Source organism: Cupriavidus phytohabitans, assembly GCF_017815025.1.
In the GTDB taxonomy this organism is placed as follows: Bacteria; Pseudomonadota; Gammaproteobacteria; order Burkholderiales; family Burkholderiaceae; genus Cupriavidus.
Genome location: NZ_JAGIQB010000058.1, coordinates 1 through 23,943, shown reverse-complemented (window position 1 = coordinate 23,943; position 23,943 = coordinate 1). Strand labels below are relative to the sequence as shown.

General features: G+C 61.4%; 20 protein-coding genes and 1 pseudogene. 6 read left to right on the top strand and 15 right to left on the bottom strand.

Annotation, left to right across the window (positions count from 1 at the left end; genetic code table 11):
- Positions 1–129: 129 nt before the first annotated feature.
- Positions 130–2,040: a potassium transporter Kup gene (locus tag J8I34_RS28885; protein WP_371748160.1), complete on the bottom strand. Its 1,911-nt coding sequence runs from the start codon at positions 2,038–2,040 to the stop codon at positions 130–132.
- Between the two features lie 955 nt (positions 2,041–2,995).
- Between J8I34_RS28885 and J8I34_RS28880 the strand changes: the two genes are divergently transcribed.
- On the top strand, positions 2,996–4,828 hold the full coding sequence (locus tag J8I34_RS28880; RefSeq protein WP_245176212.1) for a sulfatase family protein: 1,833 nt from the start codon (positions 2,996–2,998) through the stop codon (positions 4,826–4,828).
- Positions 4,829–5,351: 523 nt separating this feature from the next.
- On the opposite strand, the gene J8I34_RS28875 is transcribed toward J8I34_RS28880, so the two are convergent.
- The 11 genes from J8I34_RS28875 to kdpF all read right to left on the bottom strand — a co-directional run bounded on the left by J8I34_RS28875 (position 5,352) and on the right by kdpF (position 17,820).
- On the bottom strand, positions 5,352–5,873 hold the full coding sequence (locus J8I34_RS28875) for an acyltransferase family protein (RefSeq protein WP_209807619.1): 522 nt from the start codon (positions 5,871–5,873) through the stop codon (positions 5,352–5,354).
- Positions 5,874–5,971: 98 nt separating this feature from the next.
- On the bottom strand, positions 5,972–6,286 hold the full coding sequence (locus J8I34_RS28870) for a HEAT repeat domain-containing protein (RefSeq protein WP_209807618.1): 315 nt from the start codon (positions 6,284–6,286) through the stop codon (positions 5,972–5,974).
- Positions 6,287–6,881: 595 nt separating this feature from the next.
- The gene (gene dapA, locus J8I34_RS28865) at positions 6,882–7,868 is read right to left on the bottom strand and encodes a 4-hydroxy-tetrahydrodipicolinate synthase (protein ID WP_209807617.1); all 987 of its coding nucleotides are present in this window, start codon (positions 7,866–7,868) and stop codon (positions 6,882–6,884) included.
- Complete coding sequence (locus J8I34_RS28860) at positions 7,855–8,163, bottom strand: hypothetical protein (RefSeq protein WP_371748159.1); 309 nt, start codon at positions 8,161–8,163, stop codon at positions 7,855–7,857. Before J8I34_RS28860 ends, dapA begins: the two co-directional genes overlap by 14 nt.
- A 188-nt stretch (positions 8,164–8,351) precedes the next feature.
- Complete coding sequence (locus J8I34_RS28855) at positions 8,352–9,131, bottom strand: TorF family putative porin (RefSeq protein WP_209807615.1); 780 nt, start codon at positions 9,129–9,131, stop codon at positions 8,352–8,354.
- A gap of 132 nt (positions 9,132–9,263) precedes the next feature.
- On the bottom strand, positions 9,264–9,959 hold the full coding sequence (kdpE, locus tag J8I34_RS28850) for a two-component system response regulator KdpE (protein ID WP_209807614.1): 696 nt from the start codon (positions 9,957–9,959) through the stop codon (positions 9,264–9,266).
- Positions 9,960–9,989: 30 nt separating this feature from the next.
- The gene (locus J8I34_RS28845; protein ID WP_209807613.1) at positions 9,990–12,845 is read right to left on the bottom strand and encodes a DUF4118 domain-containing protein; all 2,856 of its coding nucleotides are present in this window, start codon (positions 12,843–12,845) and stop codon (positions 9,990–9,992) included.
- Between the two features lie 62 nt (positions 12,846–12,907).
- Positions 12,908–13,549, bottom strand: a complete 642-nt coding sequence (gene kdpC / locus J8I34_RS28840; RefSeq protein ID WP_209807612.1) for a potassium-transporting ATPase subunit KdpC — start codon at positions 13,547–13,549, stop codon at positions 12,908–12,910.
- 21 nt (positions 13,550–13,570) lie between these two features.
- Positions 13,571–15,808 carry a potassium-transporting ATPase subunit KdpB gene (gene kdpB / locus J8I34_RS28835; protein ID WP_209807611.1) on the bottom strand — a complete coding sequence of 746 codons (2,238 nt, stop codon included), beginning with the start codon at positions 15,806–15,808 and terminating at the stop codon, positions 13,571–13,573.
- A 102-nt stretch (positions 15,809–15,910) separates the two neighbouring features.
- Positions 15,911–17,731, bottom strand: coding sequence for a potassium-transporting ATPase subunit KdpA (gene kdpA / locus J8I34_RS28830; protein WP_209807610.1), 1,821 nt, complete (start codon positions 17,729–17,731; stop codon positions 15,911–15,913).
- Entirely contained in the window at positions 17,731–17,820 is a 90-nt protein-coding gene (gene kdpF, locus J8I34_RS28825) for a K(+)-transporting ATPase subunit F (RefSeq protein WP_063237471.1), read from the bottom strand. The genes kdpA and kdpF overlap by 1 nt, the downstream gene beginning before the upstream one ends.
- 555 nt (positions 17,821–18,375) lie before the next feature.
- Between kdpF and J8I34_RS28820 the strand changes: the two genes are divergently transcribed.
- From J8I34_RS28820 to J8I34_RS28810, 3 genes are all read left to right on the top strand, one after another.
- Positions 18,376–18,936 carry a universal stress protein gene (locus tag J8I34_RS28820; RefSeq protein ID WP_209807609.1) on the top strand — a complete coding sequence of 187 codons (561 nt, stop codon included), beginning with the start codon at positions 18,376–18,378 and terminating at the stop codon, positions 18,934–18,936.
- A gap of 72 nt (positions 18,937–19,008) precedes the next feature.
- Complete coding sequence (locus J8I34_RS28815; RefSeq protein ID WP_371748158.1) at positions 19,009–19,245, top strand: DUF2188 domain-containing protein; 237 nt, start codon at positions 19,009–19,011, stop codon at positions 19,243–19,245.
- Between the two features lie 550 nt (positions 19,246–19,795).
- A complete protein-coding gene (locus J8I34_RS28810) occupies positions 19,796–19,942 on the top strand; it encodes a hypothetical protein (RefSeq protein ID WP_209807607.1) in 147 nt (48 codons plus the stop codon).
- Between the two features lie 76 nt (positions 19,943–20,018).
- On the opposite strand, the pseudogene J8I34_RS35765 reads toward J8I34_RS28810, so the two are convergent.
- From J8I34_RS35765 to J8I34_RS35755, 3 genes and pseudogenes are all read right to left on the bottom strand, one after another.
- Positions 20,019–20,258 (bottom strand): annotated as a pseudogene (locus J8I34_RS35765) (Tn3 family transposase); the annotation flags it as partial.
- 68 nt (positions 20,259–20,326) lie between these two features.
- On the bottom strand, positions 20,327–20,722 hold the full coding sequence (locus tag J8I34_RS35760) for a hypothetical protein (protein ID WP_245176210.1): 396 nt from the start codon (positions 20,720–20,722) through the stop codon (positions 20,327–20,329).
- Between the two features lie 36 nt (positions 20,723–20,758).
- A complete protein-coding gene (locus J8I34_RS35755; protein WP_245176209.1) occupies positions 20,759–21,400 on the bottom strand; it encodes a hypothetical protein in 642 nt (213 codons plus the stop codon).
- 48 nt (positions 21,401–21,448) lie between these two features.
- On the opposite strand from J8I34_RS35755, the gene J8I34_RS28800 reads away from it, so the two are divergent.
- Both J8I34_RS28800 and J8I34_RS28795 read left to right on the top strand, forming a co-directional pair.
- The gene (locus J8I34_RS28800; RefSeq protein ID WP_371748157.1) at positions 21,449–22,642 is read left to right on the top strand and encodes an IucA/IucC family protein; all 1,194 of its coding nucleotides are present in this window, start codon (positions 21,449–21,451) and stop codon (positions 22,640–22,642) included.
- Positions 22,639–23,943: type III PLP-dependent enzyme (locus tag J8I34_RS28795; protein ID WP_245176215.1), on the top strand; the 1,305-nt coding region annotated here is incomplete at its 3' end. The genes J8I34_RS28800 and J8I34_RS28795, both read left to right, overlap by 4 nt.

Here is a 23,943-nt window from a genome sequence, read left to right as displayed (position 1 = left end):
GACGCTCGATCCAAAACACACCTCCGCCCGTCCACACCGATCTATACAGCCCGAAAAATATGGTGATCGTCGACAAGGGTTGCCCTGATTCATTTGCATATGATGAGCGGCCCCTCGCTTCATAACAATTTATATTTGCACTTGCGTGCCGATCTCAATCACCCGATTGGGCGGTATATTGAAATATTCTGCGGGGCTGCCCGCGTTCTTGCTCATCGTCGCAAACAAATGTTCGCGCCACAGCGCCATCCCGCTGGGCATACTGGCCACGGGAATGATGGTCTCTCGGCTCAGGAAGAACGACGTCTGCATCAACTCGAACCCTCCATCCAACGCCAATCCTGCGAGTGCCTTGGGAACATCCAGACGATCCATAAAACCGAAGCGCAGCACGATTCGATAGCAGTCCTGCATCAGTGGCTCGACGGTGGCATTTTCCATGATCGATACCCATGGCACTTCCTTCATTTTTACCGTAAGGAACAAGACACGCTGATGCAGCACCTGATTGTGGTTGAGGTTGTGCATCAAGGCATGCGGCACTACTTCTGGCGTTGCGGTGAGAAACACCGCTGTGCCGTGCACCCGCGACGGCGGGTTCTTGGACAACGATTGCAGGAATGCTTCAAGCGGCAAATCGGAACTGCGAAGCCGATCAAAAAGCAAGGCCCGACCGCGGACCCAGGTCATCATCACAATGAACATGCCCGCGCCAAGCGTTAGCGGGAACCAGCCGCCTTCGGCCACTTTTAACAAGCTGGAGGACAGAAACGCTGCGTCTACCAGGAGGAAAAAACCCGTTGCGAACAAGCTGAGCATCAGCTTGTAGCCCCAGCCGTAGTGGATGACGAAAAAGGTCAGGATAGTGGTGGTCAGCATCGTGCCGGTGACCGCCACCCCATATGCCGACGCCAGCTTCGACGAGGATCCGAAACCGAGAACCGCGGCAAGGACGGCCAGAAGGAGGATCGCATTAAGCCCTGGCAGATAGATCTGACCAATAGCCTTTGCTGAGGTGTGGACCACATTCATGCGAGGAAGGTAGCCCAGCTGGATTCCCTGCTTGGTCAATGAATAGGCGCCGGAGATGGTGGCCTGTGAGGCGATCACGGTTGCCGCGGTTGCGAGTCCGACCATCAAATATAGCGCCCACGATGGGTATAGCAAAAAGAAGGGATTCTCAAGGGCTTTTTCATTGACAACTAGCAACGCACCTTGCCCCAGATAATTAAGTGCCAAAGCGGGGAACACCAGGCCAAACCATGCAACCCGGATGGGTCCGCTGCCAAAATGTCCCATGTCGGCATACAGCGCTTCGGCTCCCGTGAACGCGAGCAGCACGGCACCCAGGACGACAAACGACGCAAAGCCATGCTGGGTCAGAAAGCCCAGCGCATGCAGCGGGTTAAGCGCCGCCAGAATGGTGGGATGCCTGATAATGCTGTATACGCCTGCTGCGGCCAGGGCGAAGAACCAGAGCACCATGATTGGTCCGAAAAGCGCCCCAATTGCCGCCGTGCCGTGGCGCTGGATCAGGAATAACGCGAGTAGTACCCCGACAGCAATTGGCAGAACGTAAGGCTTGAAAGCAGTTGTGCCAACCTCAAGGCCTTCGACCGCGGACAGTACCGAGATCGCTGGAGTCAGCACTGCGTCGCCGTAGAATAGCGACGCACCAATCAGGCCGGCGACAAGGATCGGTGTTATCGACCGGCCCTGCTTCTTGACGGAGGATACAGAAAGCGCAAGCAACGCCATGATGCCGCCCTCGCCCTTATTGCTCGCGCGCATGATCAGTATTACGTACTTCAGCGAGACCACCACCATCAGGGCCCAGAAAATCGCCGAGATGCCGCCAATAATGTTCTCTGGCGTGAGTGGGATGCCATGCGCCGGACTGAAAGTCTCCTTAACCGCATAGAGCGGGCTGGTGCCGATGTCGCCATACACGACACCCAATGCGGCAAGCGTCAACGCAGCACGGGATTGCTTCGAGTGTGCAGCACCAGATACTTCGTCATTCAATGCATGCGCGTCCACGGTTTTTCAATTTGTCGTTATCACATGCCACCCCAACAGCCCCTGTGCCGGATGAATGGGTAGCACACATCATTTCAAGCTGCCGGTTACATGAGTGCAGTATAGGTATCGCAACCTTCACGTCAACCGGCCTGTTGCAACCCGCTCGGCCGCAAAATGCGCCTCGCCGCTTCGTCAGTGCGAGGTACAGGCGGCCATGCTGGCCGAAGGAACATATTCGGGCAGCGATGGCTTAATCTCGGAAAAGTGGAACAGCTGGAGCGCGCTCAAGCCTTCACCTCATCGCACAGTGGAAACAAGCCCCATTTGCTCGGCTTGACTAGTGATCCAGTGCCAGTCAACGCTCAACCCCCGATGGCAAGCGGGACAAGTGAGCGGCAGCGGTACCTTTCCCGAGATAATATCCTGCAGGCTCTCTGAATGAACGTGCCCGCACACCGTACAGGTGAAGAACAGCGGAACAGGGGGTTTCATGCTCGCCTCAGCAGTTGATCGTCCGTAATCCGGCACGGGGCTCAGCTTTACGCCTGGGTGTTGCTTGTACAAAATTCCAGCGCTACCGGCACTTGATATCAATGTACGGACGCAGCTGTAAAAATTGTATAAAGACATTGGCTCACGGCATAAATAACGCATAAAAGCGGCTCCCTGGCATTGCTTGCTGACGCGACGAAGCGCGGCAGTGATTGGCGGCCCTGGAGACCGCCAGATGCTCGTCACGTGCCACAGCATGGGCAGGAAGCAGTGCCATGGCCTCTTCCGCCTTTGAAGAACGTGAAAATTGCCGGCTGCATTGGCAACCGAAATTTCCGGCGTTATCGCACCTGATAAGTGCGGTGGCCAACGTTCCGTTGCGCCGCGGCGTCCGGAAGCCGGCTTGATGGCCGGCAATGATATTGCTAGGCTACATTGACGTGTGTGGGCGAAGCGTATGTCGTGATCCGGAAGTCCCACCATGCGGTGCGCCTTCGATGGCGAAATCGAGATGGAAGACGACAGGAATCCGGAATCGGCGCTGACTCGCCGCGACTTTCTTCGCGCTGCCGGCCTGAGCGCTGCGGCGTTGGGCCTTGGCGGGAGCGCCAACGCCCAGGCTGCGCGTCCCGGTACAGATCGCGCTGTGCGGTCCACGGCGAGCCGTGCGGCAGGCCCGTACAACATTCTTTTCATCCTTGTCGATCAGGAGCGCTATTTTCGGCCGGGAGAGCTGCCGGTGGGTTATAGCCTGCCGGCACACGAACGCCTGATGAAGCGTGGCACGACCTTCCTGAACCATCAGATCAACTCGTGCGTCTGCACACCATCGCGGTCCGTACTCTATACGGGCCAGCACATCCAACAGACGCGGATGTTTGACAACACCAACTTCCCGTGGATCACCAGCATGTCAACCGACATACCGACGCTCGGTGACATGCTTCGCGACGCAGGCTACTACACCGCGTACAAAGGCAAATGGCATCTCACCAAGGAATTCGAGACCGTTAACAAGCTTGGCACGCCAACGAAAATATTCACCGCGGAGATGGAAGCCTATGGCTTCTCGGACTACATCGGGATCGGCGATATCATCGCGCACACAAGCGGCGGCTACCTGCACGACGGGGTGATCGCCGCCATGGGCACGAGTTGGCTGCGCGGGAAAGGTCGCGATCTTGCGGCACAGGGAAAGCCATGGTTTCTGGCGATGAACCTCGTCAACCCGCATGACGTGATGTTCTACGACACCGATGCGCCCGGAACAAAGGTTCAGGCAACGCGCGGCCTTACACATGTCGCCCGAGATCCGGCCGACCCGCTGTATGCCAGACAGTGGAATTTCAGGCTCCCGGTCAGCCACACGCAGGCGCTCGACGCACCAGGGCGTCCGCCCGCCCACCGCGATTTCCTGCGTTCCCATGACGCCATGGTGGGCGCCATTCCCAACGAGGATGCGCGTTGGCGACGGCGGCACAACTATTATCTGAACTGCATGCGCGACGTCGACCGCAATATCGCCTCGGTTCTGGCCGAGCTCGACGCTGCCGGCCTGACCGACAAGACCATCGTGATCCTGACGTCCGACCATGGCGATATGGACGGGGCCCACCAGCTTCACGCCAAGGGGGCTGTCTCGTATCGCGAGCAGAACAATGTACCGCTGATCATATCCCATCCAGCCTATCAGGGCGGCAAGCAATGTCGCGCCGTCACGTCGCACCTTGACATCGCGCCGACATTGGTTGCGATGACTGGCGTGGACGACAACAAGCGTGCGACCCTGGTAAAGGGCCTTGCAGGCAAGGACTTTTCTGGTCTGCTCAATGCCCCGGAAAAGGCGGATGCGAAGGCAATTCGCGACGGCGCTCTGTTCTGCTACAACATGCTCGCCTACATCGACGGGGACTTCCTCTACCAGGCCGTGGACTATCTGCAAAAGGGCGGCAAGCCGGATCAGTTCAAGAGCACGGGCATACGGCCTGACCTGATGAAGCGCGGCGCCGTCCGCTCGGTATTCGATGGGCGCTACACATTCGCCCGCTACTTCTCGCCCAAGCAGCATAACCGGCCCGGGACGTTGGAGGAGCTCAACCGCTTCAATGACGTGGAACTTTATGATCTGCAGACCGACCCGTTCGAGATGCACAACTTGGCGGCAGACAGCCGACACCGCGAGCTTGTCGTCGCAATGAATAAGAAGCTGAATCGGCTGGTAGATGCCGAGGTCGGTGAAGACCGCGGGCAGATGCTTCCCGGCGGCATCGATGCAGGGTGGGAAGTCACGCCTGAGACTATGGCTGGCGCGTGATGCGCGAGTCGACCTCCATGCTACATTGTCGCCTACCGGCCATGAAACTTGATCGAGGCCCATCCATCGAACGACCGCTTGCTGAGCGGAGCTGCCATGTGAATGTCTCGACGACTTTCAGCATGGCCTTGGTCTTGAGTGCGGGGGGATGGGTTGCTTAAGGGGTGCCCATTACCCCTTCCGGTGATCGCGATCTCAATACTGGGCTCTTCACCTCCATTTTCTCCAGCATATTTCGCATGATGGGGTGGATGCAGCGCCGCACCGGCTGTGGGCGATAGCTGGCATCCTGCAATCCATACCGCAAGCTCGAAGTCGAATTGAAGAACGACCGACGGCACGATGTCCTACCGTTTCCGCTGTATAAACCAGCCGCCGCGGTCGTGCTCCTCGTTCGTCGTCCCGGCGAAGGACTTTGCCGACGTGCGGCTGGAACCAAATCGGCGGTTTATCCAGGAACGCATTGGCCTCTCGACGCAGTAGTGGAGTATTACGGCTGCGCCGATGGTCAGTGCCAGCAGCATCAGAGCCTGAACCCAATTCCGTAAGAAAGTGAGAATACCAGTCCAGCGGCACCGGCGACGAAAACTGTATCGAATCCTATTTTCACGCCGATGGCGCAAATTAGAAGCGACAACAAGCTTCCCCAAACAAAGCCGTTGTAGCCGGGCATCGCCTCACGCAATCGGCATAGCAGCACACCGAGCATAAACTCCGGGATCAGGCGGGCGATACCACCACTCAGCGAAAGGTGTGTGGGCGACGTCGCCTCCACCACACCTACCACCGCCAGTGCCAGAATCGCCATCAATGCGACGCGGAATTTGCTCAGACGCGGCGCAGCCAATAGGAAGAGGGGAAACCAGACATAGGCAAACCACTCGGCACTGACGGACCAGCCTACGTCATTCCAGCCAGTCGGTGCCGAAGTCTTGCGCTGCCAGGAAAAGGTAATTGTGGCGGTTTTCTGAGCGAAACCGGCGCAGGAGGAGCGGCGAGGAGATCGTGATGCAGGCCTTGCGGGAGATGGTGTCGTCCCCGTCAATGTGGTCGCCGGACCTGCCCACTCCGTGCGCAAACAACAGCAGGTCGCTCCCATGACGACGGGCAGTTCTGTCCGAGCCCAGGACAGAACTACTCGCCTTAACGAAGCGTCGCGCGGCCCAAGGCTATTGCCGCAGCGGCGCGGATTGTTGGGCCGTACTGGTGCGTGGTAGCAGCACGAATGAGAGCAATTCGAGCCTCGGCTCCACCGATCTGGCCGAGTGCCTCCGCCACGGCAGCGCGGATGTCAATGTGGTACTCAAAGGATTCAAACACTTCTAGTAACACATGGGTTGCTTGTTGACCGCCTGCATACCCCAAGCCGGTAGCGGCGGCTGCGCGGACCGCATTCCCATTGCGAGGGTTCCTTAGAAGTTGAACCAAAGTATCGATTGCTGCTTGTGTCTCTGCCATGATTGAGCTCACCGCTGAATGCTTCCTGCAGTGCGTATAGCGACCTCGCACCCGAACCGCCTAAGACATACCAGGGGCCGCCACAGGAGTGTTCCCAAGCCGTCCGAGCTGCGGCTGCGGCTCGTGATGAAGTTTGGTGGCGTGGCCTTCCTCGCATTGCCTGCGGCCCGTGATGAGGACGGCTTATCGCGCCGAGAAGACGAGCCCGAGTTTCTGGGCCTGGTCAGTGATCCAGTCCCAGTCGACGTTCAACTCACTGCGACAAGCGGGACAAGTCAGTGGCAGAGGCAGTTTTCCCGAAACCAAATCCTGCAGCGTCTCGGAATGAACGTGTCCGCACGTCGTGCAGGTGAAGAAGAGTGGAACAGGAGGTTTCATGGTCGCCTCGGGGGATCGTCCCCTGGAGAGTTCCGCAAAACTTGGCCTACGCTCGAGACCGCGATATGGCGAATCTCATGCAACCAAGCCTACTATCAATGTACAAATGCCACAGTAAAAGTTGTGTAAAGAACTCGGCTCACGGCATAAACAACGCATAAAAGAGGCTGGTTGCCTGCAGCCAAGACCTACTGGCGGCGAAGCCGGACGAAGATGGCTAGCCTTTCACCAGATGTGGATCCCGTGCCAAGGAAGCTGGCGGAAGAAGGTCCATGGCTGCTTCCAGTCGGTGGACCAGCGCGGCGCTTGCCGGCTGCAATGGCAGTCTGGTTTCCGGCGAAATCACGCCAGATAGTGCCAAGGCCGCCTTCACCGGTGCGGGATTCGGCTCCTCGAACAGGAGCGAGACCAACGGGGCAAGCCTCGCAAACAAGGCGCGGGCGGCACGCAAGCGGCCCGTCTGCGCCAGATGAAGCAGGCGCACGAACAAGTCCGGACGGATATGCGAGGACGCAGCGACAATGCCTGCCCCGCCGGTCAGCAAGTGATCCAGCAGAGCTGCATCCTCGCCGCAGAGCGCAGTGACATGCGGATTGCTGACAAATGCCCGCAAACTGCCGCTGTCGCACTCCTTGACCGCCACGATCTGCGGATGTGCCAACAGAGACTCGATCAGCGCAGGCGACATCGAACAGCCTGTTCGCTTCGGCACGTTGTACAGCATCAGGGGTCGGTCCGTTGTGCGCGCCACCTCGTCAAAATGCCACATCAGACCTTCATCGGAAGGCCGCAGGTAGTATGGCGGCGGCACCAGATAGCCGGCCAGTTCAAAGGCATCCAGCTCGGCAATCTGGGCGCATACCGCGCGCGTATCGACGGCACCTACGCCAGCCATCACCGGCAGCTCGCCATGGACGGCTTCGAGCACTGCCGCCGTGAAGACTTGCCGCTCGCGGGTGGAAAGCAGGCTTCCCTCGCCCGTCGTGCCCAAAATAATGAGGCCATTCACGCCCGCCTCGAGGTAATGTTCGGCCAGCCTGGCAGCGCCTGACAGGTCCAGCGCGCCGGCGTGCATCGGCGTGACCAGGGGCACCCAGATGCCCCATGGTGACTGGCGGGAGTTCGCTCCGATACCGGCCGCTTCGATACCGGTGCTGGCACGCACGGCGGGACCGGAAAAGCTTTCCTCCTCAGTGCGCCACATGGTCGTCCCCCAGGGCCGTCGTGACCCCGAACTCCGCTGCCGGAAACGCTGTCATGATGGCATGCATGGCCGCGTCGCGGTCGGTACGGGAGAGATCCACGTGCATCGTGGTTTCCCCGTGCCGGTAGTCCACGCTCACGACGTAGACGCGGATCCGCTCGCCGAGCACCCGGTGCAGCGTCTGGCGCAAGGCGAACACGTCAATGGATGCCACGCCAAGGCGCAGGCGGATCCAGGCAGGCGCCGGAAAGGGAAGCGGACGCAGCGCGGTGACGGTGTCTTCGCTGCTGCGCAAGGCGGTACGTCGGGGGACCGTATTAATCGTCGGGCTTGACTGTCGCATGTTGGTATGAGCCCGCGAAGGCGGGTCGCATGTTGGACATAACCTTATGCTAGCGAGCGTCGTCTAAATTTGATGCAAGGATTTGGGGCGGTTGCATCAAATCGGCATCAAAATCAGCCTGCGCGGGCGCGCATGCCCGATCAGAACGTCTTCGTCAGCGAGGCCCATGCGGTGCCACGACCCATGTACCGGCCCTTCGCATTCGTGTACACAGCCTTGTCGGCGTTGGTATCGATATAGGCCACCGCCAGCGCGAGGCCTTTGCCTAGATCCTTGGTCAGGCCGATCTTCCAATCCACATACGATGCGTTGGCAACCTGCACCTTCTGATAGCCGACATGCGTATTGAGCGTCAGGCCCCAGACATCCAGCGGCATGTTCGCCGACAGGTCGACGTACCAGCTGTGCTTGCTGTCCGCGAACCCGAACAGGTTGGTCGGCGCATAGGAGTACTTCAGCGTCACGGGGCCATACCCCAGCCCGGCGTAGACCTCAGTGGTATAGGGCCGCGTGTAGCCGGCCGGATAGTCCCCCGGGTAGAAGTACTGTAGCACCCCGACGTCGTAGCTCCAGTCCGTGGCGAAGGTTCCCTTGTAGCCGCCATAGAAATCCATTTCGATGGGAGCCGACACTTCCGCGTTGCTGTCGCCCAGCCAACTGATGCTTGAGTTCCAGGTGCCCAAGTAGAACCCGCTGGCATGGCTGTAATCGAAACCGCCCTGGATCGCAGGCCGACGATTGGTTTGCATCAAGCCTCGGTAGCGGTAGTCGGTGGCCACGGAGACGTTCGCGGTGAACGTGTGCGTGGGCGTTTCGGCTTCAGGCTGGGATTGCGCCATGGCGGGCACGGCGGCAAACAGGGTAAGGGCAGGCACGGCGCAAGCAAGCAGCGCACCGGAAGTCTGGCGCAGGAGAGTCATTTTCGTTTGGCGAAAGTTAAAGGAACCCTATGAGAGGGAGCCTCGCCAAGATATGTCCTGATGCCTAAAAAAGGCATCAAAAGCTGCAGCGTCGGCGTGTAATCGGCATAAAGATTCGCGTTTGCTTCGGTCTTATCCCGCAAACCGGTAACCCAATCCGACCTCGGTCAGCAGATGAGCTGGCTGGGCCGGGTCCGCTTCAAGCTTGTGCCGCAGGTGTCCCATGTAGACGCGCAAGTATTGGCTGCTTTCCGCCTGCGAGGGTCCCCACACTTCGCGCAGCAACTCCCGATGCGTCATGACCTTACCACGATGCCCAATCAACACCGCCAACAGGCGATATTCAATCGGTGTCAGATGCACAGATTGTCCGGAACGCGTGACCAAGCGGCTGGCCAGGTCGACGTGAACGTCGCCAAACGTAATCTGGTATGAGCCTTGCGGATTGGTCCTCGCATGGCGTCGCAGCAGGACGCGCAGACGCGCGATCAGCTCCGCGACGCCAAATGGCTTTGTCAGATAGTCGTCCGCGCCGGCATCGAGCGCTCCGACCTTGTCGGTCTCTCCACTGCGAGCAGACAGCACCAGGATCGGTACATTGGTCCAGGTTCGCATCTCGCCGATCAACTGCACACCATCGCCGTCCGGCAGTCCCAGGTCGAGAATGACAAGGTCAGGCTGGCGTGTCCCTGCCTCGATCAATCCGCGCTTGAGCGTTTCGGCCTCGCATACCGTGCAGCCTTCGGATTCCAGTGTCGCGCGAACAAAGCGCCGGATATGCGGTTCATCCTCGACGAGAAGGATCGTTGGGGAAAAATCGAACGGCATCAATGCATCTCCTCGGGTGTGCGGCCATTGTCAGACATCGGTCGGTTCAAGCTCGACGGCTGGCGGATTGCCGCGAGGCAATGCGATGGTAAAGCGCGCTCCTGTCCGGCCGCCGGGTCGCATCGGCAAATCCGGCCGCTGAGCGGCCTCCACCCAGATACGGCCGCCATGCGCTTGCATGATCGCCTCACAAACAGCCAGGCCCAGGCCGACTCCTGCCGTGGCGGACTCGCGCTCGCCGCGCGTGAACTTCTCGAATATCTGGCGTTCCTTGCCCTTGGGCACGCCCGGCCCGTCATCCTCGACAGAGATCCGGATGTCATCCTGGACAACTGCGGCTGAAATCCGGATTTCAGTGCCCACTGGTGTGTATTTGGCGGCATTTTCCAACAGGTTGCATAGCACCCGGTCGATCAAGACAGCGTCGCATTCGACTAATGGGACAGTCGACAGATCTGCCACTACGACGCGATGACGCGCCAGCGCGTCGCGCATCGATGCAAGGCTGGCGCCGACCAGTTCCTCTACCGACTGCCACTCCTTGTTGGTGCGGACATCGCGACTCTGCAGCCTCGCCATGTCCAGCAAATTGACCACCATCGTCTGCATCCGCTTTGCCTGCTCGAGCATTGCGGAGATGGTTTGATCCAGTGGCGGCACCAGCGGCTGAACGCTGCGCTGCATGGTCTCGGCCATGCCAATCAGGCTGGTCAGAGGGGTGCGCAGGTCATGGGACACAGCGGCCAGCAGCGAGCTGCGCAGACGCTCAGACTCCATCGACAGCAGGGCATGCTGCGCGACTTCGACGTAGTGCAGCCGTTCGATAGCGATGGCGATCAGCGTGCAAAATACGTCCACTTGTCGTCGCAGCGCTGGCTGCGCAAACGCGCGCGGGGCCGCAGGTTCGACCGCCAGCACGCCCCGTGTCTGCATGGGCGCCTTCAGCGGCAGGTACAGCACCGTGCTGCCCGGCAACGTATGGGTGCCGGTACCAGCGGGCTGACCGTGAGCGAAAGCCCATTCGGCCAAGACGCGATCGATGGAATCGGTACGCACCGTCGTGTTCTGCTGACCAGCCCCCGCCACAGGCGGCAGCAGCCGTCCCTCGGGCGACACCAGGAAGAAGGCTGAATTGGCATCGAACGCGGCGCGCAAGAAGCGGCTGCCAATCGAGACGATTTGGTCGGGCATCAGTGCGGCGGACAGCTCGCGCGCCAGCTCATACAGCGTGCGAGCGCCTTCCTCCCGCTGCACAGCCAAGTGTGCTTGCTCACGCAAGCCGGCCGTTAGTTGTCCAATGACCAGTCCGACGGAGAGCAGCACCAAGAATGTCAGCAGGTACTGCACGTCGCTGACGGCAAACGACAATCGCGGCGGTACAAAGAAGAAGTCAAAGGCGGCGACAGCAAAGACGGAGGCGAGCGCAGCAGGCCCGCGGCCATGACGCAGCGCGACCCCGACCACGGCTGCCAGGAATAACATGGCGATGTTGACCACATCGAACCACGGAAACGCCAGCGCCGACAGCACCGCGGCACCGGCGCACCAGACCGCCGCCCAGGCGTAGTCCTTACGCGTCGCGCCATTCTCTGCTTCGCTCGATTCGGGTTCTTCGGCACCGTGGCGCGGGCGAATGTCAGCGCGCGTGGTGTCAGCGGCTACGCGGATGATGTCAATTTCCGGACAGCCGATCGCCAGCGCGTCGGCAAAGCTGCGTCGGCCGAACAGCCAGGCCGGCGCATTAACAAAGGGCGACAGTGCCAGGGCAAGCAGCGAGCGGGCCCGCTCCGCAAGAGAGGTGCCGCCACGGCGCCAGTCCGCCGGCGCCCGCCCGATCACGATCTTGGTCAGGTTGTGGCGGCGCACGTAGCCCACCACGGCCTGCACCATATCGTTGCCCGCCAGCGTTTCAGTGCGTGCGCCAAGTTCTTCGGCAAGATGCATGGCCGTCTGCAGGCGAGCCTTGCCGGCAGCGGACGGCGGCGTTAGGCGCGGAGTGGCGATCGTCACTACATGCCAGTCACAATTCAGTTGCCCCGCCAGACGTCGTGCGCTCTTGACCACCTGCTCGGCATCATCGCCGCTGCCGATGCAAGCCAACACCGCTTCGCGCGTGCGCCAGACCGCTTGTACCGCTTCTGCCTGCCGCCAGGCCCTCACATCGTCGTCGACACGGTCTGCAGTACGCCGCAGCGCCATTTCGCGTAGGGCAATCAGGTTGCCTTTGCGGAAGAAATTGCGCGCCGCATGCCGGGCCTGTTCCGGCAGGTAAACCTTGCCTTCCTTCAACCGGTGCAGCAGTTCCTCGGCAGGCAGGTCGACCAGCACGACTTCGTCCGCGCCATCGAAGACTGTATCCGGCACCGTTTCCCAGACGCGGATACCGGTGATGCCTCCGACCGCTTCGTTCAGGCTGTCGAGATGCTGGACATTGACGGTGGTCCAGACGTCGATGCCGGCGGCTTGCAGTTCCTGTATATCCTGCCAGCGCTTGGGATGGCGGCTGCCTGGCGCGTTCGAATGCGCCAGCTCGTCCACCAGAATCAGCGCAGGATGACGTGCCAGCGCCGCGTCTAGATCGAACTCCTTAAGCACGCGATCACGATACGGCACGTCCTTCATCGGCAGCCGTTCGATACCGACGATCAGCGCTTCAGTCTCGGCGCGGCCGTGGGTCTCCACGATGCCGATGACGACATCCGTGCCCTGCTGCGCCGCTGCTCGCGCTGCCGTCAGCATGGCAAAGGTCTTGCCCACCCCGGCCGATGCGCCAAAGTAAACCCTGAGCTTGCCGCGTGCAGCTCGTGCCCCCTCGGCCTGCACGATCTGGAGCAGTGCGTCCGGGTCGGGGCGAGCGCCGGCTTCGCGAAATTGGGTATCAGACATAAAGGAGCCACCCCAATCCTAGCAAACGCCGCACTGTTCAACCCCTTATATGGCTCGCCGCGTCATCGCTGTGGTGCAACACTGTCCAGCGCAAGATTCAGCTTCAGCACATTGACGCCCGGATCGCCCAGCACTGGCAATAGTGGCTTTTCAGTATGCGCGGCAATCAGCACCTTGACCTCCTCTAGCGCAACGCCCCGGACCCGTGCGACGCGCGCTGCCTGGTATTCGGCGGCTGCCGGGCTAATCTGCGGATCCAGCCCGCTTGCCGATGATGTGACCAGGTCCACGGGCACTGGCGCGTGGTTGTCGGGATCCGCAGCATGCAGCGCTTCGATGCGGGCGCGAGCCGCGTCGGTCAGCGATGGATTACTGGGGCCCAGATTGGATCCCGACGACGCCGAAGCGTTATATGGCATCGGTGCCGTCGCCGACAAACGGCCCCAGAAGTATTTGGGATCAGAGAATGACTGGCCGATCAGTTCTGATCCCATCGGCTTGCCATCCTTCTCGATCAGCGAGCCGCCAGCCTGGTGCGGAAATACGGCTTTCGCAATACCGGTAATTACGCCGGGGTAGAGCAGGCCGGTAATCAGCGACAAGGCGACAAACAATACCACCATCGGCCGAACCAGGCCCGCTTGCACCGGCGGCTGTGGAGAGGGCTGCTGAGAAGGCTGCGGGGTGCGAATTTGCATATTCATGAATGCTCCGAAACTTACAGGTCAGACCAAGCCGAACAGGGTTAGGATCAGGTCGATCACCTTGATGCCGGCGAACGGCACGAGGATGCCGCCAAGGCCGTAGATCAGCAGGTTGCGGCGTAGCAGCACGGCGGCGCCCAGCGGTCGGTAGACGACACCCTTGAGGGCCAGAGGGATCAACACGACGATAATTAGTGCGTTGAAGATCACCGCCGACATGATGGCCGAGGCCGGCGTTGCCAGCCCCATGACATTGAGGAGGTTGAGCTGCGGATACGTGGTGGCAAACGCCGCCGGGATGATCGCGAAATACTTTGCGATGTCATTGGCCACGCTGAAGGTCGTCAATGACCCGCGCGTCATCAGCATCTGCTTACCGATTTCGACGATCTCGATCAGTTTGGTCGGATTGCTGTCCAGGTCGACCATATTGCCGGCCTCCTTGGCGGCCTGCGTACCGCTGTTCATGGCCACGGCGACATCGGCCTGCGCCAGCGCCGGGGCGTCGTTGGTGCCGTCACCGGTCATTGCCACCAGCCGCCCTTCCCCCTGGTACTGCCGGATCAGCTTGAGCTTGGCCTCCGGCGTGGCCTCGGCCAGAAAGTCATCGACGCCCGCCTCGGCGGCAATCGATGCTGCGGTCAGGCGGTTGTCGCCGGTGATCATGACCGTCTTGATGCCCATCTTGCGCAGTTCGCCAAAGCGTTCGCGGATGCCAGTCTTGACAATGTCCTTCAACTCGATGACGCCAAGCACGCGCACCGACGCGCCGCTGGTGTCAGCCACAACCAGGGGTGTGCTGCCGGCGCGCGCCACTTCGTCCACGGCCTGCATCACGGCATCCGGAAACTTTCCGGCACGCTCAGTCACGTAGCGACGCACCGCATCGGCCGCGCCCTTACGCACCTGGCGGCCACCTTTTTCGTCCGTGAGGTCCACGCCACTCATGCGAGTCTGGGCGCTGAATGGTACGAACTGAGGCGCCAGCGAACTGATCTGCGGCGCGGCGAGCCCCGGTTGCTGGCGTGCCAGCGTCACGATGCTGCGACCTTCCGGCGTTTCGTCAGCCAGCGAGGACAGCCACGCCGCTTCGGCGAGCTGCAATAGCGACACGCCGGGCGCCGGGATGAAACGCGAGGCCTGGCGATTCCCGTGGGTAATGGTGCCGGTCTTGTCGAGCAGCAGCACGTCCACATCGCCCGCGGCCTCGACCGCGCGGCCCGAGGTGGCGATTACGTTCGCTTCCATCATCCGGCTCATGCCTGCCACACCAATGGCCGACAGCAGGCCACCGATGGTAGTCGGTATCAGGCAGACCAGCAGCGCCACCAGAACGGTTACGGTCACGGGTATTCCAGCCTTCGTGACCAGCACGGCGTAGAGCGAGAAGGGTTGCAGCGTGGCAGTGGCCAGCAGCAGCACCAGCGTCAGGCCGACCAGCAGGATGGTCAGGGCCAGTTCGTTGGGCGTCTTCTGGCGCTTGGCCCCTTCGACCATGGTAATCATGCGGTCGATGAAGCTCTCGCCCGGATTGGTGGTGATGCGCACCACGATCCAGTCGGACAGCACGCGCGTGCCGCCGGTCACCGATGAGAAATCGCCGCCGGACTCGCGGATCACCGGCGCCGATTCGCCGGTGATGGCGCTCTCGTCGACCGAAGCCACGCCGTCGATGACCTCGCCATCTCCCGGAATCATGTCGCCGGCCTCCACCAGCACCACATCACCGCGCCGCAGTGCCGTGGCAGCCCGCGCCTCGGTGGCGCCACCGCGCCTGCCGTCCTTCAGCACGCGCGCGGTCACCGTGGTCTTCAGGCCACGCAAAGCCTCGGCCTGCTGCTTGCTGCGGCCTTCGGCAAGAGCTTCGGCAAAGTTGGCGAACAGCACCGTGAACCACAGCCAGACCGATACCGCCAGGATAAAGCCGGCGCTCTCGCTGCCGGCAGTGGCCGCAGGCGCGAACATTGCACGCAGGAAGAGGATTGTTGTCAGGATGCTGCCGACGTAGACGACGAACATCACTGGGTTGCGCAGTTGGTCGACCGGCGACAGCTTGCGAAAGGCCGCAACCAGTGCCGGCTTCACCAGCTCGGCCGCGAACATGCTCCGCGAACGGGGGTGATGCGGGTGACGGTGTGGATGCGTACCGCGTTGCTGGCCGGCGACCGGCATACCTTGCGCCTGTACAGGGTTGGAAGCGCCAACTTCCGGCGCCTTGCCCTCGCCTTTGGCCTTAGGGGCCATTGAATCTTGTTGCATGGTCTCTCCGCAATCCCCTGGAAGCGCCGGCACGTAGCCTGTTCGGCTGTACTGGTGCCAGGCGCCCAGGAATGCCTGGTATCTCTTGGTCAGTTGGTCGCCTTACTTGCCCGCGATAGCCGTCGCGACGCCCTGGAGCTGCTCCGCAATCGGGCCCAGCGCGAGTGCGGGGACATAGGTTAGCGCTCCCACCAGCAGCACCGTACCCACCAGCAGCACCACGAAGAGGGGGCCGTGCGTCGGCATCGTGCCGCCACTCACCGGGACGCGCTTCTTGGCCGCCAGCGAGCCCGCCATCGCGAGCACCGGGATGATGATCCAGAAGCGACCGAGCCACATCGCGGCAGCCAGCAGCGTGTTGTAGAACGGCGTGTTGGCGGAGAGGCCGGCAAAGGCGCTGCCGTTGTTGTTGGCTACCGATGACAGCCCATACAGGATTTCCGAGAAGCCATGCGTGCCGGGATTGAAGACGCCAGCACGCCCCGCCTCAGCCATCACCGCGACCGAAGTGCCAAGCAGCACCAGCAGCGGCGTGACCAGGATCGCCACCGCCGTCATCTTCATTTCGTAGGTCTCGATTTTTTTGCCGAGATACTCGGGAGTGCGGCCGATCATCAGGCCGGCGATAAACACCGCCAGCACCGCGTACACGAGCATGCCGTACAGGCCCGAGCCGACGCCGCCGAACACCACCTCGCCCAGCTGCATCAGCAGCATCGGCACCAGGCCGCCGATGGCGGTGAACGAGTCATGCATGGCATTGACCGCGCCGCAGGATGCCGCGGTGGTGATGGTGGCGAACAAGGCCGAGGCCGCGATGCCGAAGCGCGTTTCCTTGCTTTCCATATTGCCGCCCGCCTGCAGCAGCGAGGTGGTATGGTCGATCGGCAGGCCAGCCAGTGCGGGATTGGCTGTCTGCTCGGAAAACGCCGCCACGCACGCCATGGCAATGAAGATCACCGTCATCGATGCCAGCACCGCCACCCCCTGGCGCCTGTCGCCCACCATCTCACCGAAGGTGAAGCACAGCGCAGCGGGGATCAGGAAGATCGCAAGCATCTCGATAAAGTTGGTCAGCGGATTCGGGTTCTCGAAGGGATGCGCCGAGTTGGCATTGAAGAAGCCGCCACCGTTCGTGCCGAGCATCTTGATGGCCTCTTGCGAAGCCACCGGACCCATCGCAAGCGTTTGCTTGTCCGTCTTGGCCGCCTCAGTCACCGGCTTGCCTTCGGCATCGAGCACCGGCTGCCCGGCCGCATCGACCTTGGGCTGGCTGTATTCGACCGGCGTGACCAGGCTGACGTCCTTGTAGGCGTCGAAGTTCTGGATCACACCCTGGCTGGCCAACGCGAGCGCGATCACCGTGGCGATCGGCGCCAGCACGTAAAGCGTGATCCGCGTCATGTCGACCCAGAAGTTGCCAATCGTAGTCGTGCTTTGGCGAGCGAAGCCGCGAATCAGCGCGAACACCACGGCGATCCCGGTCGCTGCGGACAGGAAGTTCTGCACGGTGAGCGCGAGCATCTGCACCAGATAGCCCATGGTCGATTCACCGGCGTATCCTTGCCAGTTGGTATTGGTCACAAAGCTGATCGCCGTATTGAAAGCCGAGTCGGGCGAAACGGCCCCAAAGCCTTGCGGATTGAGCGGCAACTGGCCCTGCAGGCGCTGCAGCGCGTAGACCGCGACCACACCAAGCAGGTTGAAGGCGATCACTGCGACGGTGTACTGCTTCCACCCCATCTCGGCTTCGGCTCGCACGCCGCCCAGGCGATATAGCAGCCGCTCGAGCGGGCGGCCCCACGCGGTCAATACGTAGCCGTTGTCCTCCACAGCGCGCCGCAGGTAGCGCCCAAGGAACGGTGCGCACGCCAGCAGGATGGCGAGATACAGGATCAGCAGACCCACGAATTGCGAGGACATCAGAATTTCTCCGGCCGAAACAGCGCAACAAGGAGGTAAACGAAAATGGCGACGGCCAGCGCGCCGCTCAGCAAGTTAGTCCAGTCCATCACGGCTCCCTGTCGGACGCATTGTCCTTAGCGAGCATCTGGTTGTGCGAGCCACCGTGCCCATTGGCGACTGCGGATGGTGGGGCGAGCATGGCGCATAGCCCCAACAGGGCCGCGCTCAGTACAGCGAAGCCAATCAAAACGATTAGAAAGATCCCGTCCATGACAAAAACCTCAAAGCGATTCCTCGGCTTGCAGCTTAGCGATGGGGCAGTAAAAAAAGGATATAAAGGTGATGCAAAGGTATAAAGAACGCATAAAGATCGGCTGCCGCGGACACGAGAGGTAATGAGATGTGCACGTGAATTGGGTGCGAGATCGCACTGGCTTGAGCAGCTGCCTCTTCCACTGTTTATCTTTCCGTCACTGTAAGCGGGAGGGGTAGAGAAAAAAGTGCTAAATTAGATACTTCCGTGAAGCGATCTTTATCGAATTTTTGCGTGTCGTAGCCATTTATTGATGCGCGGTAAACGCGACCTCGCATACGCTGGTTTCATAGGACGCGCCCCCGAAGAACCTTCGGCCCGTCGGCAGCCCACCCTGTGTTGAACCGCCATGATTAAGCTCCTTGTTGTTGTTAACGACTCAGCCAGTTCGTTATGGGCTGTCCGGCATGCAGCGTTCCTCTATCGAGAGGGCAGCGTATCCGAGATTGTGTTACTCAACGTACAACGCCCGATTGAGTATGGTCGCGCCAGTGCCTACCACTCGCTGGCCGAACTGCGCGAGCGGGAACGCAGGGCGGGAGAAGCGGTACTGGCGGGTGCGTGCGAAATCCTCGCCGATTCAGGTGTTAAGTATGTAGCGCAGATCGGCATTGGTACGCCTGTGAAGACAATTCTCGACGCGGCGCAGGCATGCCGATGCGACGGCATTGTGCTGGGTGTATCAGCCTGGTCACGGCTCTTGGCTCTTGCTGGCGCCGGCATCCCGGCCAGCATCATGCGACGGTCTCGCGTGCCTGTCACGCTGGTCAATGCCCCGATGGGGGCGCAGGTCCCCGTTGAGCTCAGGATGCTTCGGCCCGGTGTGGGTCGTCCTCACCCTGCGCTTGTGGTCTATCCGGCTGGAGTCCAGCCTGACTTGTTGATTGCCAATCCAATGCGCCGGTCATGACTAACCCGCTCGTTGAAACGTCGTGGAAACGATGGCAGCCGAACGAGGAATGGTCGACTTCCCGCCACGGCAATGCCTCAACCGGCGAAGGAAACCATGTTCACCGAGTTACGGGTTGTTCCCTATCACGACGGATGGGATGTCATCTATGAGCGCGCGCGGTACGCAGAATCACACCACCCGTCCAGGCACTCCGCCATTCTGGCGGCCACCGCGCAAGCCAGGCGCGAGGGCGCGACGCTGGTCATACTCGACCGGGATGGCACAGAGATTTCACGCCGCGACTATGCAACAGCACCAATCAGATAGAGAGAGTGATCCGCCTTTCCACATCTCCCCGGGGCGGGTCACACGCCCGGTGCACATTGGACCAGCAGCCGCCTTCGCCACGATTGACTGCCTGGATCAGGATCAAGGCGAAGACGTACCACGCCTCCTCTGGCATGGGGCTCGTGCCAAGATCTATGAAGTCTATGTCGATCGCGATCCCCACGGGGCCGCCTTCGCGATCTTGAGGGCTGCGCGAGGCATAGGTTACGAAAACGCTCTGAGGCATATCAGCCAGGCTCTTCTCCCAGTCTATAGACGAAGCGGGTCGAAGATGCTCGCACCACCGCGCCCTGCGCCGCTCTATCAAGAGTAAAGAGGTCCTGGATTTCTTATAACGGCTGTAACGGAAGTGCGCACATGCGCGGAGCAACCGTCCGGCCAGCGGCTTTTACACATTTTTTACTCAACAACACTCCTTTTTGATGCCACTTGGATACGCGCTGGCATACGCTTTACGCATGGGATGCGGGCAATTGATGTCCGGCCTATAGCATCGGCCGACGCCCGAATCATTGAGAGGGAGAAAGTCATGTTGTACCGACTCGTGCTTGCCGGCTTGTCAGTAGCTGGACTCGTACTCCTGTTCGGCATTCAGTTCAAGCTGACCGATACCGTCGGGCGTAAGGAAGATGACGCCGCTCATCATTTTGATGAAAGGCGACATAGTGCAGATTAATGCATCTTATTCGGCGTTTCTTATCGGCCCGCTCCAGTCAATTGATCTGTAGGAACCGAGGGTCTTTGAAGCATCTGGGCCCCAGGTTGCAACCCATGGCAAAGACGGTAAGCAGATAGCGTTCGCGCGCGTTGCGCAGTTTCGGATCATCGCCGGACTGCGGCCCGAAATGACGGGTGAACCCTGTCCAATGCTCGATGTTCGCGAGGATGTCCAGCAGGTTGCGCGGCACGAGACGGCTGTCGATGGCGGCTTGCAAGGCGATGGCCGTGGAAGGTATTTCGCGTGCCACGATGCGCGTGAGCGTGGGCTCGCCGCTCGGACTGATCGTCACGTCGCCGGCATGCTGGGGAAATTCACTGTCGACCTGTTCGGCCGTCTCCGTCAGCAGCTTCTTGAGATTGTCGACGAAGCCCTGCGCATCGGGCGCGAGACCGATCCGATCGCAATAGTCCTGGAGCAACGCCTGACATTCCCCCAAGGCATCAATTGCTGACGAAGGTCGGAAAAATTGCCCGATCCTTCGATGCAGACGTCGCCGCAGCGCAGGTCGCCGGCGAGATGGGGAAACACACATACCTCCAGGTAGCGCCGATTCGTCGGGTTGCCCAAGGTGGCCGAACGGCGCACCAGCTTTCGCCAGCGCTCGGACGCGAACGAGAGATCCACCTCGTCGGCGAGCCATTCGGTCTTGCGGTGTTCGTTCTGCAGACCGACGTCCAACGCTTTGAGCAGTCGGCGGTCTTCGGTCGCCGCGACAAAGCGCAATTCCTTCGCCATCTGGAACATCGCCGCACGCCATGACTTGAAAGGCTTTCACAGCAATGGCAAATGATTCCCGTCGCTCCAGACCCGGATCGCTTCGCAATCGGCCTGCAGCTTGTCCAGGTCGCCGTGCGGCGCCAGCAGCTCGCGCACGCGTTTCCCGGTATGGGCGTCGTCCAGGCCTTCGGCCACAATGCCGATGACTAGTTCGAGCGCGGCAACCAGTTCTTCGCTCAATTCGCGCTGGCGCGCCTGGATGAGAGTGAGTTCTTCCTTGGCACTCTTGTGAATCGCCCCCATGCGGCGGATGAACATTTCCGCGATGTCGTCGCGCGCGCCGATGCGCATTTGGTGGATCAGAGCCAGGATCAGTGCGTGTCGCCTGGCGGGCCGGAAGTCCTTCATGTCACCCGCGTCGAGGGCCGATGCCATATTGGCCAAGTGTTTCAGTTTGGTGGCCGGGACGCTGTCGAGCAGCGTGTCGTTGTCAGGCAGCGATTCGAGCCACTTCAACTGGTCCAGCACCAGGTCGAGGTGTTTGCGCGGTCGCCTTTTTTGCGGATCGCTTGATCTGCTGATAGAGCGAGCGCCGCGCCGGCAACTCGGCTTCCAGCAGTTGATCGAGCCATTGGCGCTGGTCGGCGGACAGGCGCTGCGCGATGTGGCGATGGAGCGCGGCTTCGGCCACGGCATGGGCCTGTTCCGCGATCTCATCGAGCGCCCGGAAGGCGGTGGTTTGCAGTGCCGCGCGAGGACATCGCGCAGCAGTCCCTGCTCAACGCCAGTTGCGACAAGTTGATCGCGGCCAATGCCCCGGCAGTCTCCGCCGACCGCGCGGCGGTGCCAGTCCATCCCTGGCAAGCGGGCTACCTGCGTGAGCATCCGCTCGTGCGCGATGCCCTGGCCAGCGGCCGCATGCAGGACTTGGGCACGCAGGGCGCGGACTTCTTTCCGACCTCGTCGATCCGGACCCTGTGCCAGCCCGGCAATCCGTACTTTTACAAGCTGTCGCTGAACATCCGCATTACCAACTGCGTGCGCAAGAACGCCTGGTACGAGCTGGAGAGCGCCATGCACGTCAACCGCGTGCTGCGACCGCTGCTGCCGGACCTGGGGCGGCTGTTCCCTGGCCTGGCATTGATGGAGGAGCCGGCATTCCTGTCGGTGGACATGAAGGATGCCGATATCGAGAAGAATCGCCAGGTCATCGAAGGCTTCGGCCTGATCCTGCGTCAGAGCGTGGATACGCTGCGCACACCCGACTGCGTGCCGCTGCTGGCCGGCTCGCTGTTCGGCAACCATTACTACGGCGAAGCGCGCATGCAGCGGCTGCTGGCAGCGCTTGCCGCGCAGGCCGGGACGACGGTGGACGCCATGACCGAGCGCTGGTTCTCTGCCTATGTGTCCCAACTGCTCTACCCGGTCTTCCACCTCTTCTTCGCGCACGGCGTCATTTTCGAGCCGCACCTGCAGAACGTGGTGCTTGGCTTGCGCCAGGACATGCCCGCGCAACTCTTCCTGCGCGACTTCGAGGGCGTGAAACTGACGCCTTCTCGCCATCCCGCGTCGTCCATGCCTGAGCTCAGCGAACGCGCGCAGGCCTCGCTGTGGTACGACGAAGAACAGGGCTGGAACCGCGTTGCCTACTGTCTGTTCGTCAACAACCTGTGCGAAGTCATTGCCCAACTCGGTGCCGGCAGGCCGGTCACGACTGCTCGGCTGTGGTCAGTCGTGCGCCATCACCTGCATACCTACCAGCATCGCTATGGCAACGCAGCATCGGCCCGGCGCATCAACGGGTTGCTAGCAGGCAGCCCGTTCCCGGCCAAAACCAATTTCAGCAATCGTTTCTTCCAGCGTGCCGATCGCGCGTCCACCTACGTTCCCGTCGCCAATCCCATCCCGTTCGCTGGCGTGGAGGCCGCATGGCAATGACCGCCCCCGAACTGCGCTGGACGCGTGTCACCGCCCACCTGCACGACGCGCTTGCCGAGGCCGGCGGCCCGCTGTGCACCTACGTCTACGACTTGGAGGCGCTGCGGCGCCACGCCGCAGTCACGGCGCGCAGTCTGCCGCCCGGCTTCGAACTCTTCTACGCGATCAAGGCCAACTCCGACCTGCCGATCTTGCAGACGCTGGCACCAATCGCGCACGGCTTCGAGATCTCCTCCGGCGGCGAACTGGCCTGGGTACGCGAGCATTTTGCCGAGGTGCCGCTGATCTTCAGCGGCCCCGGCAAGACCGATGCGGAACTTGCCAGCGCACTCGATCTCGGTGTCCAGGCGCTGCATGTGGAAAGCCTGCATGAACTCGAACGGCTGGCCTGGCTTGCGCGCGAGCGCGGCGTCACGGCGCCGGTGCTGCTGCGCGTCAATCTTGCCATTGAAGGACTGCAGGCCACCACGCTGATGATGGGCGGCAAGCCCACACCGTTTGGCATTGCCGGCGACCAGTTGCCGGCCTGCCTGGCGTGGCTGCGCGCGCATCCGGAAATCCGGCTGCGCGGCTTTCATTTCCACCTGATGTCTCACCAGCTCGACGCCGCCGCCCACCTGCGCCTGCTCGATGCCTATCTGCAACAGGTCAGACGCTGGCGCGTGGAATATGGGCTCGACACGCTGGACCAGGTCAATGTCGGCGGCGGCATCGGCGTCAACTACCGCGAGCCCGAGCGGCAATTCGACTGGGCCGCCTTTGCCGAAGGTTTGCCCGCGCTGTCGGCGCAGCGCGACGGGCTGACTGTGCGCTTTGAATGCGGGCGCTATATCACCGCCTTCTGCGGCTATTACGCGATGGAGGTGATCGACGTGAAGCACGCCTTCGACCGTGCCTTCGTGGTCGCCTGCGGCGGCACGCACCACTTTCGTACTCCGTATGCACAGGGGCACAGCCACCCCTTCCGGGTGCTGCCGGTCGATTCGTGGCGCTACCCGTTCGCCCGTCCCGGCGTTCAGGCAGCGCGCGTCAGCGTAGTCGGGCAGCTCTGCACGCCCAAGGACATCCTCGCTCACGACGCCCCGGTGAACTGCGTGCGCGCAGGTGATCTGGTGGTGTTCCCGTATGCCGGTGCCTACGCCTGGCATATCTCACACCACGACTTCCTGCGCCACCCGCACCCGCGGCATTGCTACCTTAGCGTGGAGGACACCCATGCTGCAGATAGGGGTAGGAAACGGCTTTCGCCGTCCCCTCCCTCCGAACCCGGTGTGCGGTTTTCCCGCGACGGGCTCTCCAGT